General features: G+C 67.0%; 14 protein-coding genes. 9 read left to right on the top strand and 5 right to left on the bottom strand.

The window, feature by feature from the left end:
* Nucleotides 1–2 precede the first annotated feature (2 nt).
* Complete coding sequence (locus tag U1739_RS15520) at nt 3–839, top strand: ATP-grasp domain-containing protein (protein WP_332709477.1); 837 nt, start codon at nt 3–5, stop codon at nt 837–839.
* Nucleotides 840–880: 41 nt separating this feature from the next.
* On the top strand, nt 881–1,522 hold the full coding sequence (locus U1739_RS15515; RefSeq protein ID WP_332709476.1) for a DedA family protein: 642 nt from the start codon (nt 881–883) through the stop codon (nt 1,520–1,522).
* Nucleotides 1,523–1,556: 34 nt separating this feature from the next.
* Here the strand turns inward: U1739_RS15515 and U1739_RS15510 are convergent, their stop codons facing one another.
* Nucleotides 1,557–5,693, bottom strand: coding sequence for a translocation/assembly module TamB domain-containing protein (locus tag U1739_RS15510; RefSeq protein ID WP_332709475.1), 4,137 nt, complete (start codon nt 5,691–5,693; stop codon nt 1,557–1,559).
* Nucleotides 5,690–7,645, bottom strand: a complete 1,956-nt coding sequence (locus tag U1739_RS15505) for an autotransporter assembly complex protein TamA (protein WP_332709474.1) — start codon at nt 7,643–7,645, stop codon at nt 5,690–5,692. The genes U1739_RS15510 and U1739_RS15505 overlap by 4 nt, the downstream gene beginning before the upstream one ends.
* A gap of 173 nt (nt 7,646–7,818) precedes the next feature.
* Between U1739_RS15505 and U1739_RS15500 the strand changes: the two genes are divergently transcribed.
* Nucleotides 7,819–8,004: a hypothetical protein gene (locus U1739_RS15500; RefSeq protein ID WP_332709473.1), complete on the top strand. Its 186-nt coding sequence runs from the start codon at nt 7,819–7,821 to the stop codon at nt 8,002–8,004.
* Between the two features lie 48 nt (nt 8,005–8,052).
* Here the strand turns inward: U1739_RS15500 and U1739_RS15495 are convergent, their stop codons facing one another.
* Entirely contained in the window at nt 8,053–8,688 is a 636-nt protein-coding gene (locus U1739_RS15495) for a S24 family peptidase (protein WP_332709472.1), read from the bottom strand.
* A gap of 87 nt (nt 8,689–8,775) precedes the next feature.
* Here U1739_RS15495 and U1739_RS15490 point away from each other — a divergent pair, with 87 nt between their 5' ends.
* Both U1739_RS15490 and U1739_RS15485 read left to right on the top strand, forming a co-directional pair.
* Complete coding sequence (locus U1739_RS15490) at nt 8,776–8,955, top strand: hypothetical protein (RefSeq protein ID WP_332709471.1); 180 nt, start codon at nt 8,776–8,778, stop codon at nt 8,953–8,955.
* Complete coding sequence (locus U1739_RS15485) at nt 8,952–9,272, top strand: hypothetical protein (protein WP_332709470.1); 321 nt, start codon at nt 8,952–8,954, stop codon at nt 9,270–9,272. The genes U1739_RS15490 and U1739_RS15485 overlap by 4 nt, the downstream gene beginning before the upstream one ends.
* A gap of 97 nt (nt 9,273–9,369) precedes the next feature.
* Here U1739_RS15485 and U1739_RS15480 read toward each other — a convergent pair whose 3' ends face one another.
* Together U1739_RS15480 and U1739_RS15475 are read right to left on the bottom strand one after the other, a co-directional pair.
* Nucleotides 9,370–10,227: a hypothetical protein gene (locus U1739_RS15480; protein ID WP_332709469.1), complete on the bottom strand. Its 858-nt coding sequence runs from the start codon at nt 10,225–10,227 to the stop codon at nt 9,370–9,372.
* Complete coding sequence (locus tag U1739_RS15475) at nt 10,200–11,438, bottom strand: TIGR04063 family PEP-CTERM/XrtA system glycosyltransferase (RefSeq protein ID WP_332709468.1); 1,239 nt, start codon at nt 11,436–11,438, stop codon at nt 10,200–10,202. Before U1739_RS15475 ends, U1739_RS15480 begins: the two co-directional genes overlap by 28 nt.
* A 91-nt stretch (nt 11,439–11,529) precedes the next feature.
* Between U1739_RS15475 and U1739_RS15470 the strand changes: the two genes are divergently transcribed.
* The 4 genes from U1739_RS15470 (at nt 11,530) to U1739_RS15455 (ending at nt 15,165) form a co-directional block, all read left to right on the top strand.
* Entirely contained in the window at nt 11,530–11,658 is a 129-nt protein-coding gene (locus U1739_RS15470; protein WP_332709467.1) for a hypothetical protein, read from the top strand.
* Nucleotides 11,651–12,790, top strand: coding sequence for an acyltransferase family protein (locus U1739_RS15465; protein ID WP_332709466.1), 1,140 nt, complete (start codon nt 11,651–11,653; stop codon nt 12,788–12,790). The genes U1739_RS15470 and U1739_RS15465 overlap by 8 nt, the downstream gene beginning before the upstream one ends.
* Before the next feature lie 108 nt (nt 12,791–12,898).
* Nucleotides 12,899–13,906, top strand: coding sequence for a DNA topoisomerase IB (locus U1739_RS15460; protein WP_332709465.1), 1,008 nt, complete (start codon nt 12,899–12,901; stop codon nt 13,904–13,906).
* An 8-nt stretch (nt 13,907–13,914) separates the two neighbouring features.
* On the top strand, nt 13,915–15,165 hold the full coding sequence (locus tag U1739_RS15455) for a mechanosensitive ion channel family protein (RefSeq protein WP_332709464.1): 1,251 nt from the start codon (nt 13,915–13,917) through the stop codon (nt 15,163–15,165).
* Nucleotides 15,166–15,285 lie beyond the last annotated feature (120 nt).

The raw sequence follows: 15,285 nt of genomic DNA, 5'->3' as shown, positions 1-15,285 counted from the left end.
GCATGAGCATCGCCGTCGAGGTGCTGATGCCCGCGACGGGCGATGCCTATACTGCGGACGCGGCGCGGGGCCTCGATGCCTACCGCGCCGCGTTCGCCGACCAGGGCATGACGATCGCGGCCCGCCCGTGGGATGTCGGGCCGGGCGACGCGGACGTCACGCTGGCGCTGTTCGCCTGGGGCTATCATTTCCAAGTCGAGCGCTGGCGGGACATGCTGGCGGCGTGGCCGGCGGACCGCTTGTTGCTCAATCCGCCAGCGCTGCTCGGCTGGAACACGCGCAAGACCTATCTCGCCGAGCTGGAAGCGGCCGGCATCCCGATCGTGCCGAGCCTGTTCGGCCGTGCCGATGCGGCCAGCATCGCCGCCGCCTTCGACACGTTCGGCACCGACGAACTGGTGATCAAACCGCAGATTTCCGCCGGCAGCCACAGCACGCTGCGGGTCAAACGCGGCGACTCCATCGTCCCGTTCGACGACGCCATCCTTCAGCCGTTCGTCGCCTCGGTCTGCGCCGAAGGCGAACTCTCCTTCCTGTTCGTCGGCGGCACGCTCAGCCACGCCGTGCGCAAGGTCGCCGCCGCCGGCGACTTTCGCATCCAGCCGCAATTTGGCGGCGTGCTCACGCGCTTCGCGCCCGATGCCGCGCAACTGGCGCAGGCCCAAGCAGTGATCGCCGCACTTCCCGCCACGCCACTCTACGCCCGCGTCGATCTGCTGCGTCTTGCCGACGACAGCCTGGCGCTGATCGAGGTCGAGGCGATCGAGCCCGATCTCTACCCGCATCTCGAGCCCGCGCTGCCGGCGCGACTGGCCATGGCAGTGCGCGCCACGCTCTAACGCCACTGGCGAAACCGCGCGAACAGCGCCACGGTCGCTGGATGTCGATCGAACTGCTCATCGCCCGCTACGGCCTCGCCGCCGTGTTCCTCGGCGCCGGCATCGAGGGGGAGACGATGGTCATCACCGGCGGCGTGCTGGCGCATAACGGCCTGCTGCCCGTCGCCGGCGTGGCGATTGCCGCCGCCGCGGGCTCGTTCGTCGCCGATCAGGCCTTTTTCGCCTTCGGGCGGTACTTTCGCGAACATCCGCGCGTCAAACGTGCCGAGGCCCGCCCCGCCTTCGCCAAGGCGCTCGCCGCGTTCGAGCGCCACCCGACGGTGTTCGTGTTCGGCTTCCGCTTTCTCTACGGCCTGCGCACGGTTGCGCCGATGGCGATCGGCACCACCGCCATCCGCACGCGCAACTTCGCCGCGCTCAACCTGCTCGCGGCGGCGGTATGGGCGTGCCTGTTCACCGGCATCGGTTATGTCCCAACGGGATCGAACGGTTGTTCGGGCGAATCAAATCGGCCGAGCAGGTGGTGTTTGGGGTGCTGGCCGTGGCCGCGGTGGTTGTGGTGGGGCTGCACTTTTGGCGGCGTAGGGCGGCGGCCTGACCCACACTGTCATCCCGGACTTGGTCCGGGATCCAACGCGCGGCAAGCGTTGCGTCAGCCAATCGAACACCGCCCAAGCGGCTGATTGGATCCCGGACCAAGTCCGGGATGACGGCAGGCTAGTAATCCTTCGACACGCGCACGTTGGCGCTCTGCCGGCCCAAGGTCGAAATGCTCGACAATAGCGACAACCAGCGCGTCACCTGGAACTCCACCTGCGTCGCGGAATAGCCCTGGCCGTCGGTCACGATCTCCGCAAACAGGCGCCGGGTGATATATTTCCCCGCCGCGACCGACGTGCCTTGCCCGGTCTGTGGATCGGCCGGCAGGATACGCAGCCGATCGAGCCCTGCGGCGCGGCGCACCGCATTGATCGGGTTCAGCCCGCCATTGCCGTTCTGCAACGCCGCCACTGCCGCTGCCAGCTGCAGCGCCTCGGGCGCCGACAGATTTGTGATCGAGGTGCCGAACAGCAGCCGCGAGAGCAATTCGTCCTCCGGCAAGGCCGGCACGCTGGAAAAGCTGATCTCGGGTTTGAGCGCATAGCCGGTCACCCGGATCGTCGCATTGAGCCCGGTCGCATCGGCATTGGCGGCAATGTCGAGCGACGGGTTCGCCGGCACCGATCCGTCGAACAGGATCACGCCGCGTTCCAGATCGAACTCGCGCCCGGAAAATTCATAGTCGCCACGGATCAGATCGGCGCGCCCGGTGATCACCGGGTTTTCCGGCACGCCGCCGATCTTGAGATCGGTCGACCATTCGCTCGACAGCCCGAGCCCGGTGACGCGCAGATTGGTCGGCGCGCGGGCATGGATGTCGAGCCGCCAGGGTTTGCGTGGGGCGTCATCTTCGTCGCCGCCATCGGGCACGTTGACCTCGCGGATGTTGAGCCGTGGCACCGCGCTCGCGGCGCTCGCTTTGCCCAGGCGATAGCTGCTGTAATCCAGCGTCACGTCGCCCGAGATAAGACCGCCCTCCCCGTCCGAGGTGAAGCTCAATGGCCCGGTCACCGAGGCGGCGATATCGTCTCGGTTGATCAACGCCGCGTTGCGCGCCTGCACCTTGAGATCGATGCCGAAGCCGTTCGCCGCGGACAGATCGAAGGCGCCGCTGCCGGTGACTTTGCCCTTGCCTGCATCGGCGGTGAAATTGGCGATGCGCAGCCGCGATCCGCTGAACTGCCCGCTCGCCTGCACATTGGTCAGCACGGTGCCGGTCACCGCACTCTCGATGCGCGCGCCGCTTGCCCGCACCACGCCGCGGATCTGCGGATTGTCCGCGCGGCCGCCGACATCGGCGGCGATCGCCACCGGCCCGGTCAGGTCGAACAGTTCGATCCCGGTCAACCGCCACAACGTATCGGCCGGGCCGTTATAGCGCAGCTGACCGAACACGGCGGCGCTGCTCAACCGGCTGGCAAGATCGCCGCCGCCGAGCGGCATCAGCCGCGCTTGAGCCCGCCCCACCGTCTTGCCGCCGCTCGCCATCACCGCGCGCGCCACCGCTTTGTCGGTCTGCAACACCGCGGCGATGCCGACGTCGATCGGTTGCGACGACAGCACCAGCCCGGAGCGCGACAGGCCGCGCACGGTCATGTCGATCCGCCCGGTCGGCGCCTGACCCTCGCCTTGCGCGAAGGACAGCTTGCCCGAAGCATTCCCGCCCAATCCCAGCCCGGGATAGCCGATATCGAGGATCGCCAGCGGCATGCGCGACACGCTGGCCTCGATCGCGCTCGACGTGCTGGTGAATAGCCCCCCCACCTGCGCCTCGCCGCCCGCGAAGCTCAACTTGGTCGGTGCCAGCCGCCAGCCCGCTCCGTCGCGCGTGAACACGGCCGGAGTCAGCAATTTGAGCGGGCGGCGGTCGAGTGTCCCCTGCGCCGACACGCTATAGCTGTCCGGGGTCACTTCGGTGACCGACTGGATGTCGAACGCCCGGCCGCGCGAGCCGGCGATCGACGCGGTGATCTTGCCCACGCCGCCCCGCAACGTGGCATTGCCGGCAAACCGCCCGATCGTCAGCCCACCGCGCCTCAGCCCCGCGCCGGTCGCTGTCGCCTCGATCGAGGTGCCGGCCGGATCGAGCAAGGCGACCATATCAAGCTGCCCACGCCGCAGCGTCACCGCGTCGAGCCGCGCATTGGCCAACGCCAGATGCGCCTCGATGCGTTGCACGTCGCCGACCGGGCGGAACAGCAATTCGCCGGTCAGCCCGCCGCCGGCGACGGCCAGCTGCCCGCTAAACCCGCCGTCCACCACATCCAGTGCACCCGTGGCGCTGGTACCGCTGACATCCAGCCGCGCGATATCGATCGTCGCCGCGCCACCGCGCGGCAACAGGATCTGTCCGTTGCCGCTGAACGGCCCGAGCCGCGAGCCGCCCTGCGCGGTAAAGGCGAAGCCGGCGGCGTTGGGATCGAGATGCGCGATCACGTTGCGCAATCCCATGGTCTCATTGGGCCGCGCGAACACCAGATCGAGCGTTGGCCGATCGATCTTGCCGTCCAGCTTCAGCGTCAGCGGCCCATATCTTGCCTGCTGCCCGCTACCCTCGAAGTGGAACGTGCCATCGCGCCGGCGATAGCCGTTGCCGGTGATGCGAATATCGCGCGCGGTCAGCACCAGACCCTTCAGATGCAATATGCCGTCCGGAGTTCGCTCCAGCCCGGTAACGATGCGCGGCAAGCCGCCAGCCAGCGAGCGGAAAAAGGCGTTGTCGAGCCGCACCATCTGCGCGACGCCGGTGCCGACGACGCGGGTGCCCTTGCCGTTCGGCCCTGGCACGACCTGCAACTTGGTCGTGACATCGACGATGCCGAGCCCCGGGATCAGGTACCGCCCCAGCGCGCCGTTGAGCCCGACCTCGTAGCGCCCGGTTTTCAGATCCAGGATCAGGTTGATCCGCCCGGTGAGCTTATCCGAGCGCAACCGCAGATCGTTCCCGATCAGCGTTTGGGCGGTCACCTTGAGCACGCCCTCCACGCTCAGGTTGCGCAGGATACCGCCGGCGACATCGCCGACCCCGGTGACGCGCGCCGCGACGAGCCTGATCGGCACGCTGACGGGCGCCGTGGAAAAACGTCCCTTGCCGCCCGCGCGCACCGCCTCGAACCCGGTATCGTCGAACGCGGCGCGCTGCGCGGTCAGCCGATAATCGAACGCGGCCGTGGCGAACGCCCCGTCGAGGATCGCGCGCAACTCGACCCCTCGCCCGGTCATGTTCGGAAACAGCGCCGCCGGCTTCAGCAAGCGCGCCAGGATGCGCACGTTGCGGAAGGCATTCTGCCCCAGATCGATCACGCCGGTCGTGTCGACGGCCAACGCCGCCGAGCGTAGCTTGAGCACCCCGTCCAGCCGCCGATTGGCAAACGACGCGCTGCCATCGACCAGCACCCGCGGCGACGTCAGCCGCATGACCTTGCCCTTGGTCAACGGCGCCGGCACCAAGGTGCCGTTCAGCGTATAGGCGCCACTCTTATTGCCCAGCTGCAGATCGAGCGCCCGGACACCGCCGATTTCGGCCTGCGCAGCGCCACTCCACGCGCTCCACCGTCCAGTGCCGGTGACGTCCAGCGCAATCGGCCGCCTTAATCCGGAAAGCGCCGCCATCACCCCGTCGGCCGTCCCGCGCGCGCGGACCATCGCCTCGAAACGATCGCGATCCGGCGCGACATCCAGCTTCACGGCCAGCGTGTCGCTGCCCTGCACCACCGCCGCGAGATCGATCATCGCCCGGCCCGAACGGATATCGGCGCGCCCGCGCAGCCGCGCGGTGCGCACCTTGCCCGTCGTCCCGATGGTCAGCCGATCGACGCGCAATTCGCCGATGGCGATGTCGAAATCCGGCAGGATCGGCGTCTTGCGCCCGGTCCTGATCGTCTCGGGCGAGCGCAAGAACGTCGCCTGCGGGATAATCAGCCGCTTGATGTCGAGCTTATTGTGGATCCACGCGAACGGGTTCCAGCCCAGTTCCGCGCGCGGCGCGGCAAACACCAGCCCACGCGGATCGCGCACGCGCACATCGATCAGCACCGCATCCGAATAGACCGATCCGTCGATCCGCCCGACGCTGTAGCGCAAGCCGTTGGACGGGCGCTGCGCGGCGATCTGGTTGGCGATCCAGCGATGCCCGATGCTCGTGTCGAGCACGAACAGCACCGCCGCCAGCGCCGCGACGATGCCCACCAGCCCCAGCACCAGCCAGCGCCACCACGGACGCCGCCGCACGACCGGAGCCGGCTCGTCGCTCAAAACGCCTGCCCCAGCGACACGTACACCGCGATCCGCGCATCGCCGGCCTGCGGGTTGATCGGCGTGCCGACATCGACGCGGATCGGGCCGAAGTTCGAATAATAGCGCACACCAAGCCCGGTGCCGAAGCGGAACTGGCTAAATTTGGGCAGCGGCGAGGTGTAGATATTGCCGCCATCGAGGAACGGCACGATGCCGAAATTGCCGAACGCCTTGATCCGCGCCTCGAACGCGAACTCGGTCAGGCTGCGCCCGCCGATCGGATCGTTATTGGGATCGCGAGGCCCGATCTCCTGATAGCCATAGCCACGCACCGACGCGCCACCGCCGGCGTAGAAGCGCCGCGACGGCGCCACCGCATCGCGCGGCGCGCCGGCGATCGTCCCCAGCCGCACGCGCCCGGCCAGCACCACGTTGTCGCCGATCGACTGATATTTGCTGCCATCGAGCTGGACGCGGGCATAACCGAATGCGCTGCCCTGCAGCGACAGTTCCGGCGACAGCCGTCCGCTCAGCCGGAAGCCGCGCGTCGGGTTGAGCAGATCGTCGGACCCGTCATAACTCAGGCTGGTCGGCAGCGCGCCGATGAAGAAGGTGCGGCGCCGGGGCGCGCCGGTTGAAACGATCACGTCGCGCTCGTCCGACGCGGTCAGCTCCGCCCCCAACGACCAGGTCCAGGTCTTCTGGAAGAAGATGTTGGTCTGCCGCTCTAGCGAGCCCTGCAGCGAGAAGGTCGTCGCTTGATAGGCTTCGCGGTCGAGGTTCGACGCCACGGCCTGCACGGTGAGCACGCGATCGCGCGCATGAAAATTGTTGCGCCGGAACACCAGGCTGGCGAGCTGCTCGCGCGTGCCCAGCACGCCGCGCGCGGTGAGCCCGCCTTCGGGCGGGAACAGGTTGCGATGCGTCCAGCTCAATTCCGCGCGCGCGCCCTCGCCCGTGCCGTAGCCAAGTTCCGCCGCCACCGTGCGCGGCGGCGCGGGCTCGACCGTCACCGCGAGATCCACCGTCCCCGGCGCCTGCCCCTCGACCGGTTTGAGATCCAGCGTGGAGACGAGCCCGGTCTGGATCAATGCACGGCGCAGATCGCTGACCGCCGATTCGGTGTAGACGTCGCCCGGCCGGAAGCGCGCGATATCCTGCATATGCCGCGGGCCGAACACCTTGTTGGGTGGGCTGGTGATCTGGCCGAAGCGCCGCGCGCCGCCGGGATCGACCTTCAGGTCGAGCGTCGCGGTGCGCGTCGCACGGTCCACCACGATCTCGGGCTCGCCAATTTTGGCGAACGGAAAGCCTTCTTCCCCGATCGTGGTGCGCAATTTGGCCTGACCAGCGACGATCGTATCCGCATTCACCGCATCCTCGGGCTTCACCCCGAACGCGCTTTGCAGCCCCGCGCTCTTGTCCCCCGCCGCGGCGAGGCCGTTCAGCGTCACGCCGGCGAATTTGTACAGCACGCCCGGATCCGCCTCGAGCGTGACCAACGGCCGCCCATTTTGCGGCGCGATCCGCGGCGTGACGCGGGCATCGTAATAGCCCTCCGCGCGCAGCAGCCCGGTGAGCAGCTCGGCATCCTCGCGCCCGCGCCGATCGAGCTGCGCGGCATTGGCCGGTTGGCCTTGATTGGTCTTCAGCGTCGACAGTTCGTCGAAGCGCTGGCGCAGCAGCGGCGTGGCCACCGCGTCGATCCCCGCCACGGCGACGGTGTAGCGCGTCTCGCCGCTGACTTCGATCTGCGCGGCCGGATCAACCTGCTCGGCCGGCAGCGCCGACAGATCGGGCCACTCGACGCCGAGATCGGGCAGCGGCGCCAGCGGCGCGTTGGGATCGAGCGCCGTCAGATCGGGCGTGTCCTGCTCAGCATTCTGCTGCGCAAGCGCGATCGGGGCCGTGGCGGCGAGAAGGAGTGCGGCGGTGCAGCACATCGCACCACGCCCGGCAGAAACAAGCATGTCGATCGTCCTAGCCCGGCTGATGCCCCGGCGACAGGCCCGGCGCGGCCTAATCGCCGCCGATGGTCGATAAAACGACCGGGTCGGTCGCAACGCGCCGGTCTGGCGGATGCCACCGCCCGGTCCGGTCGCGGCACGCTGGCGTAGTGCGCCGGTCCATGGCAGGAAGCGGCATGGCTTCCCCACCCCCAACATCCTCGCGCAATTCGATGGCCGGCGGCTTCCTCATCGCGGTCGGGGCAATGCTCGGCGCAGGCCTCGGCTCGTTCCTTGAGCAAGCGACGCTCGGCTTCCTGATCGGCGCCGCCGCCGGCGCCGGCATGGCCATCGCGATCTGGCTGATCGACCGCCGGCGCTAGCCCATTCCGTCATCCTGAACTCGTGTCAGCATAACGGTGAGGGATCGCTCAGCGCAGCGCTCTCGATAACCATACCACCCGGCCCAGCACTTCCACGTCGCCAACCGCCTGCGCGCCGATCGCCGGAAACGCGGGATTGTCGCTGACGACAAGCACCTGATCCCCGACCCGTGAAACGCGCTTGACCATCAATACCCCGTCCAACCGGATGACGTAGACGCCGCCGCGCGGGTCGATCCGCGTATCCGCCTCGTCGACCATGATCTGGTCGTCATGCGCGATCAGCGGTGCCATCGAATCGCCATCCGCCGCCAGCATCGCTAGCCGGGTGGAACGGATGCCGAGCCGTTCGAGCATCCCCCGATCGAACGGCAGCGTGGCCGTCGCGCGCTCCTCCTCGACCAGCCGACCGGGCCCAGCCGACGCAGCCACGTCGAGCAACCGCACGCCGATCACCGGCGCGCGCGGGTCGGCCACCGGGCCACCCAGCACTGCCTCGTCCAGCCCGAGATAGGCGGCGAGCAGTTTGCGGTCGCGCTCGGCCAACACCCGCGGCGTGCCGCGTTTCACGAACTGCTGGAGATAGGCGTCGTTGCGCCGGATCAGCCGTGACAGCGCGGCAAGGCTCTCACCCCGCGCGCCGGCCAATTGCTCGAGCACATTGCGCGGGTCCGACTGTTCCATGCCCGATCATATCCATAGGAAATTTCCTAGACAAGTTGGAAATGAGGGAACAGATCAGGAACAGAAGCCGGGACTCGGAGGGTGATGATGACGATGCTGCACAAGATTGAGCGCTATTTGCGCGTAACCGCGATGCCAGAAACCAAGTTCGGGCGGCTGGCGATCAACGATCCGCGCTTGGTGCGTGATCTGCGCGCCGGGCGCGAAACCGGCCGACGCGTTTCGGCGCGAATCGAGGCGTTCATCGCCGCGAGCCTGGTGCGATGAGCCGCGGCCCCGATGCCGGCACCTTGCTAGTGCGCGCGCTGTACCGTGCTTCGTGCCGTGCCGGCTGCCCGCTCGAAATCGTCGATGCCGATTGGGTGCGCTGGGCAAGCGCGACCTTCACTGGCGCGCGTCATGCGCTGCGCTGGACCGCGTTGCCCGGCCCGGCGCTAGACCGTTGGCTGTCGGATTTGCCGGAAGCCGACCTGCCGATCCGCGGACATTTGCTGGCGGACATCGTCGTAGCAGGGCTGCACCGCACGCCGGCGCTCGTGACGATCGAGATCGAAGCGCTGACCCTGGAGGATTTGGCTCGATAAGGCACGGTTCCCCTGCGCAAGCAGGGGTCCAGAGCCACCAATGCTGCGCTTTAAACCCTGGGCCCCTGCTTGTGCAGGGGAACCGCATCCCTGGGCGCTAGCGGTTGGTCGCCAGCTTGCGCAGCGAGGCCAGCGATTCCTGCAGGCTTTCCTCGCGCGCCACGCGCGGGCTCGGCGCGCGGCTGGTGACACCCTTCTCCAACCGGTCGAGCAAAGCATGAATGCTGGCCGAGGGATCGAATTCGGCCCGCACCGGCGCGACGGGCCGGATCGGTGTCGCGGCAAACGCTGGCTCAGGCGCAGGCTCGGCCTCGCGAACGATCGGCGTCAGCGCGAACGTCTCGAACCGCTCCCGTTCGTCAAACATTTGCGGCCGCCGCAACGGCAGCGGTCCGGGCGCCGCCATGGGGGCAATCGGCGCGCTTGGGGCGATCGGCGTATGGGGGATGGCCGCCGGATCGAAGGCCGACAGCGGCTGGTCGAGATCGGCCGGCAGATCGCGTTCGAGCGTCGCGGGCGTTGCCATATGCTCCACCACGTCTTGCACCGGCGCGCGGACATCGAGAAACGGCGTGCCCAGATCCTGCGTCGCGAACAGCGGCCGGCGCGGCGGCGCGTCGGGATGCGCATCGGCGCGGCGCAGCACGGGCACGGCGTCCGCCGCGTCGCCACGGCCTGACAGCACGATCGAGCGCGTGCCGATCATCAGGAACACGGCAAACCAGGCCACCAGCCCGATGCCACCGCCACCGATCAGGATCAGCGCCGCGCGTGCCGTGGCGCCAAGCGGCGGCTCGGCTGCCGGCACCACTGCGGCAATGCCACTGCCGAGCACGAGACGGCCGAGCAGGTCGGCCGGCAACACAGCGACGACAAGGGCGACGAACGCCGCCAGCACGCCCGCGATCAGCGGAGCGAGTGGGACGGTTAAGCGTTTACGGGGGATCGCGACCATGAGTCTGGCAATACACGAGCGTCGATGAGTTTTTGGTAAACAGGCGCGTAACGCGCGACATTGACCGACCAATTGCGCTCTTTTTCAACAAACGCCCGCCCCTTGGCCCGCCGCGCGTCCCAAAGATGGCGGTCGGCCAGCAATTGCGTGAGCGCGGCCGCCATGGCCGCGGGATCGTCGGGCGGAAACAAGGTGCCGGTTTCGCCGTCCCGAATCAGTTCGCGATGCCCGCCCACGTCGGAAGCCGCGACCAGCCGGCGCTGCGCCATCGCTTCCAGCGGCTTGAGCGGCGTGACCAGATCGGTCAGCCGCATGCGCTTGCGCGGATAAGCCAACACGTCGATCACGCTGTAATAGCGATCGACCTCGGTATGCGGCACGCGGCCGATAAACCTGATGTGCGACGCGACCGGCGACGCGGCGGCCTGCGCGCGCAACGCCGCTTCCATCGGGCCGCCGCCGACCAATACGAGATGCGCCTTAGGTCGCGCCGCGACGAGCAACGGCATCGCCGCGATCAGATCGTCGAGTCCTTCATAATCGTAGAAGCTGCCGATGAACCCGATCACGTCGGCGTCCTGCAAGCCTAGCGATGCGGCGAGCGGCGCGTCATGCTCGAGCGGCGCCCCAAACACGGTCAGGTCGACGCCGTTGGGCGACACGAAGATCTTGTCCGCCGATAGCCCGCGCGCGATCAAATCCTGGCCTAGCCCGTCGCAGATCACCGCCACGGCATCCACCTTGCCCACCGCCCAGGTCTCCAGCGCGCGAGTCGCGCGATAGGTCAGCGAACCCTCCGTGCCGGTCCCGTTGCCGACCGCAGCATCCTCCCAAAAGGCGCGAATCTCGTAGAGCAGCGGCAGGTCGTGCTTCTTAGCCACCCGCAATGCGGCGAGCGCGTCGAGAACGGGCGAATGGGCATGCAGGATATCGGGGCGGAAATTTTCGACGGCGCGGTCGATGCGCCGCGCAAAGCGCGCGATCTCGGCCAGTTCGCCAATCGGGCTAGGCAAGGCGCGACCCGGCGCGGTCCGGTGGAACTCGATCCCATCGACTTCAATAATTTCATCGTCGCTGGCGCCGTGCCGGGGCCCGGTCACCGCGGCGACGTGCCACCCGCGCCGCATCTGCGCCTTCAGGATCGCCCGCGTCCGGAAGGTATAGCCGCTCTGCAGTGGCAGGCCGTGATCGAGGATATGGAGAATGCGCATGGTGCAACCGCTTTGCCATGGCAGTGTTTAACGGCACGTCAACCCGCTGGCAGTAACCAGCAGACGCAACCATTGTCCGGACCCCGCCGCCATGATCGACAACCTCGCGCTCGCCATCAGCCACGGCCTGATGCTGCTTGCTGCCTGGATATTGCTGCGCCGGCCCGATCTCGACGAGGAAAGCACGAGCGGAACGGGGCCCGATACGCCCGATGCCTGAAGCCGCTTCCGCCGACATGCATCGCGGTCCGGAACTGCGTGCGCTGACCTCGGTGCGCGGCATTGCAGCGTGGTTCGTCGTCCTGTTTCACATCCGCTTTGCGATCGCCGGACTACCGGACAGCGCGCGCGGACTGCTCGCCAAGGGCTATCTCGCGGTCGATTTCTTCTTCCTGCTGTCCGGTTTCGTCATCTGGCTCAGCTGGGGCGACCGCCTGCACCGCGAGCGCTGGCGCGCGGTGCCCGGTTTCCTGCGCAAGCGGATCGCGCGGATCTGGCCACTGCATCTCGTCATGCTGGCGCTGACCGTCCTGCTCGCGCTGACGTTGGTCGCCACCGGCCGCGCCGAGCCGGACAATTATCCCTTCGCTCAGTTGCCGCTGCACATCCAGCTGCTGCAGAATTGGGGCTTTACCGAGCGGCTGACCTGGAACGATCCAAGCTGGTCGATCAGCGCGGAGTTCGGCGCCTATCTGCTGTTCCCGCTGCTTGCCCTCGCGGTCGACTGGCGGCGCTGGCCGAGCTGGGCCGTCGTGACATCGATCGCGATGTTGTGCGGGTTGCTTCACCTCATCATGGCAAGCTTCGGGGCGATCACGCTCAACGGTGCCATACCCCGCCTCGGGCTGCTGCGCTGTCTGGTCGAATTCGCTGCCGGCACCGCGATCTGCGCCTTGTGGGTACGATGGAAGGACGCGCCCGCCATCCCCGCCGCCTTCGCCGCTTTGGCCGCCGCCTGCATCGCCATGCTGTGGTTGCTTGGCTTGGCCGAGACGCTCGTCGTGCCCGCCTTGTTTGCCGCCCTGCTGCTGCTGCTCGCGCTCACCGCGGGTATGAAACACAACCCCCTCGACCTGCCGGCGCTGCACTATCTCGGCGAGATTTCCTACGCGACCTATCTTGGTCATTTCATGCTGTGGGTGGTGTTCAAGCTCGTCTTCATCAGCGATCCCCGCAACGTTTCACTGCCACTGATCGTCCTCTTTCTGCTGCTCGTGCTGCTCAGTTCGATTGCCTTGTATCACGGTGTCGAGCGGCCGGCGCAGCGGTGGGTGAATAAAAAGTTCCTCCCCGGCACGGGGAGGTGGCAGCCGAAGGCTGACGGAGGGGGTGGGCCGGCAACGCAACCGTAGCGTTGACGGCCCACCCCCTCCACCATTCGCTGAAGAAGCGAATGGTTCCCCTCCCCGTGCCGGGGAGGAATAAGGAACGAACCCCCGCCCTTGCGCATTTGCCACCCAATGAGCGCCAGGATCATTTATCACGACGACGCCGACCCCGGCATCACCCGCAAGAAGATGAAGCACGGCTGGGGCTATTTCCACGCCGATGGCGCGCGCATCACCGATCGCGACGAGATCGATCGTCTCAACGCCATCGGCCTGCCCCCCGCCTATCGCGACGCGTGGTTCTGCCCCAAGCATAACGGCCATATCCAGGCCGTCGGCTGGGACGAGAAGGGCCGCAAACAATATCGCTATCATCTCGGTTTTCGCGAGAAGCAGGAAAGCGCCAAATACGATAAGTGCGCACCGTTCGGCCGCGCACTGCCTAAACTACGGGCCCGCGTCGATCAGGATCTCAAACGCTCCGGCCTGGGCAAGGCCGAGGCGGTCGCCGCGATCGTCCGGCTGCTCGATCTCGGCCATGTCCGCATCGGCAATGAGGGGTACGTCAAGGAAAATGAGAGCTACGGCGCGACAACCTTGCGCAAACAGCACGCCAAACTCCGCGGCCAGACGATCAAGCTGCAATACAAGGCCAAATCCGGCAAGATGCGCATGCTGACGATCACCGATCGGTCGCTGAGCCGTTTCGTCAAGAAATGCTCCGATCTCGATTGCCAACATCTGTTCAGCTGGGTCGATGCGGCCGGCGGCACGCACCCGGTAACCTCGTCCGACGTCAACGATTATATCCGCGAGGCAACGGGCGGCGAATTCACTGCAAAGCATTTCCGCACGTGGAGCGCGAGCGTCATCGCGTTCGAGACATTGGTGGCCGCCGATCATGATCTGACGCTCAAGCAACTGCTCGAGCCCGTCACCGAAGCGCTCGGCAATACCCCCGCCATCGCGCGCAAATCCTATGTCCATCCCGCCTTGCTCGCTTTGGTCAAACAAGGCCAAAGCAAGTTTCGCACGACGGCCAAGCTGCCGCGACAGACGCAATATTTGTCCCGCGCCGAGCGCGGGTTGATCGCGTTCCTCGATCCGGTGAAGCCGGCGCAGCGCGCCAAGGCCGCCTAAGGTATTTCATGACGACGAATAACATCGCCGCCGCCGCGGCCAAGCCGATCATCCCCAAGGCCGATCTTGATACGCAGGCGCAATCGCTCATCAACGCCAGCTACCTGTGGTTCGAAACCCACTGGCTACAGATCATCATCGCCGGCGCGATCGGCACCGGCATCTTTCTCGCGCTGCACGCCGCGCGCAAGCTGGGCGAGCGGCTGTGCCACAAGGGCCCCGGCCCCGGCGGCTGGGGCAGCGTGTTCGGCAAGGCGATCGCCAAGACAGGCAATTTCTTCATCGTCATGGTCGCGGTGAAACTGGTCGAGGGCTATGCGGGTGCGCCCGCCGAAGTCTCCACGACGATCAACTTCCTGTTCACCGTCGCCACCGTGTTTCAGGCGGCGATCTGGGCGCGCGAGATCATTCTCGGCGCCGTGCGCCACCGCACTGAAGCGGAGAATTATTCCGGCGAGGCGCTGGGCAGCGCGATGGGCATCATCCGCCTGCTCGTCACCTTCGCGCTGTTCGCGATCGCGCTGGTCGTCGTGCTCGACAATCTCGGCGTCAACGTCACCGGCCTGGTTGCCGGGCTTGGCGTCGGCGGCATAGCCATCGGTCTCGCCGCGCAAGGCATTTTCGCCGATCTGTTCGCCGCGCTCGCCATCATCTTCGACCGCCCGTTCCGCCGCGGCGACGTGGTCAGCTACGATACCAGCGGCGGTACGGTGGAAGCGATCGGCCTCAAATCAACGCGGATCCGCGCCGTGACGGGCGAAGAGCGGATCATTTCGAACAAGAATCTGCTCGATAAGGAGATTCTCAACAACACGCGCCGGGAATATCGCCGCATCAAATTCACGCTCGGGCTGGTGCAATGGACGCCGATCGAGAAGATGGAGGCGCTGCCCGGCATGTTGCAGGAGATCGTCGAAAGCTGCGGTCAAAAGTTCATCCGCGCCGGCTTCATGCAGTTCGGCGCCAGCAGCTACGATTTCGATTTGGAATTCGATTCGCTTGACCCCGCGTTCAAGCCGTTCTTCGACGCGCGCCACAAAGTGGGCCTGGCGATCATCAAGCGCTTCAACGAAGAAGGCCTCGAATTTGCCTACCCCACCCAAACCGCCTTCACTGCCGCGCCCGAAGGCGGCATGATCCTGCCCTATGCCGAGGCCGTGCCACGCGGCAAAGCGGCGCGCGACGCGGGCGCGCCACAGCGCGAAGCGATCACCTCGGCCGAGAACGTACCGGGCTTCGAGGGCAGCAGCGAGAATTGAACCTTAACGCTTTCCCCGGCGAAGGCCGGGGCCCAGTCATGGGGTCCCGGGTAACGTAGCGCAGCGGCTGCAATCATCCGTTCCACTACTGGGCCCCGGCCTTCGCCGGGGAAAGTGCTT

It is taken from the genome of Parasphingomonas puruogangriensis (assembly GCF_036663635.1).
GTDB lineage: Bacteria > Pseudomonadota > Alphaproteobacteria > Sphingomonadales > Sphingomonadaceae > Sphingomonas.
The sequence above is the reverse complement of the archived record's forward strand: the minus strand, read 5'-3'. Positions and strand labels throughout refer to the sequence as shown.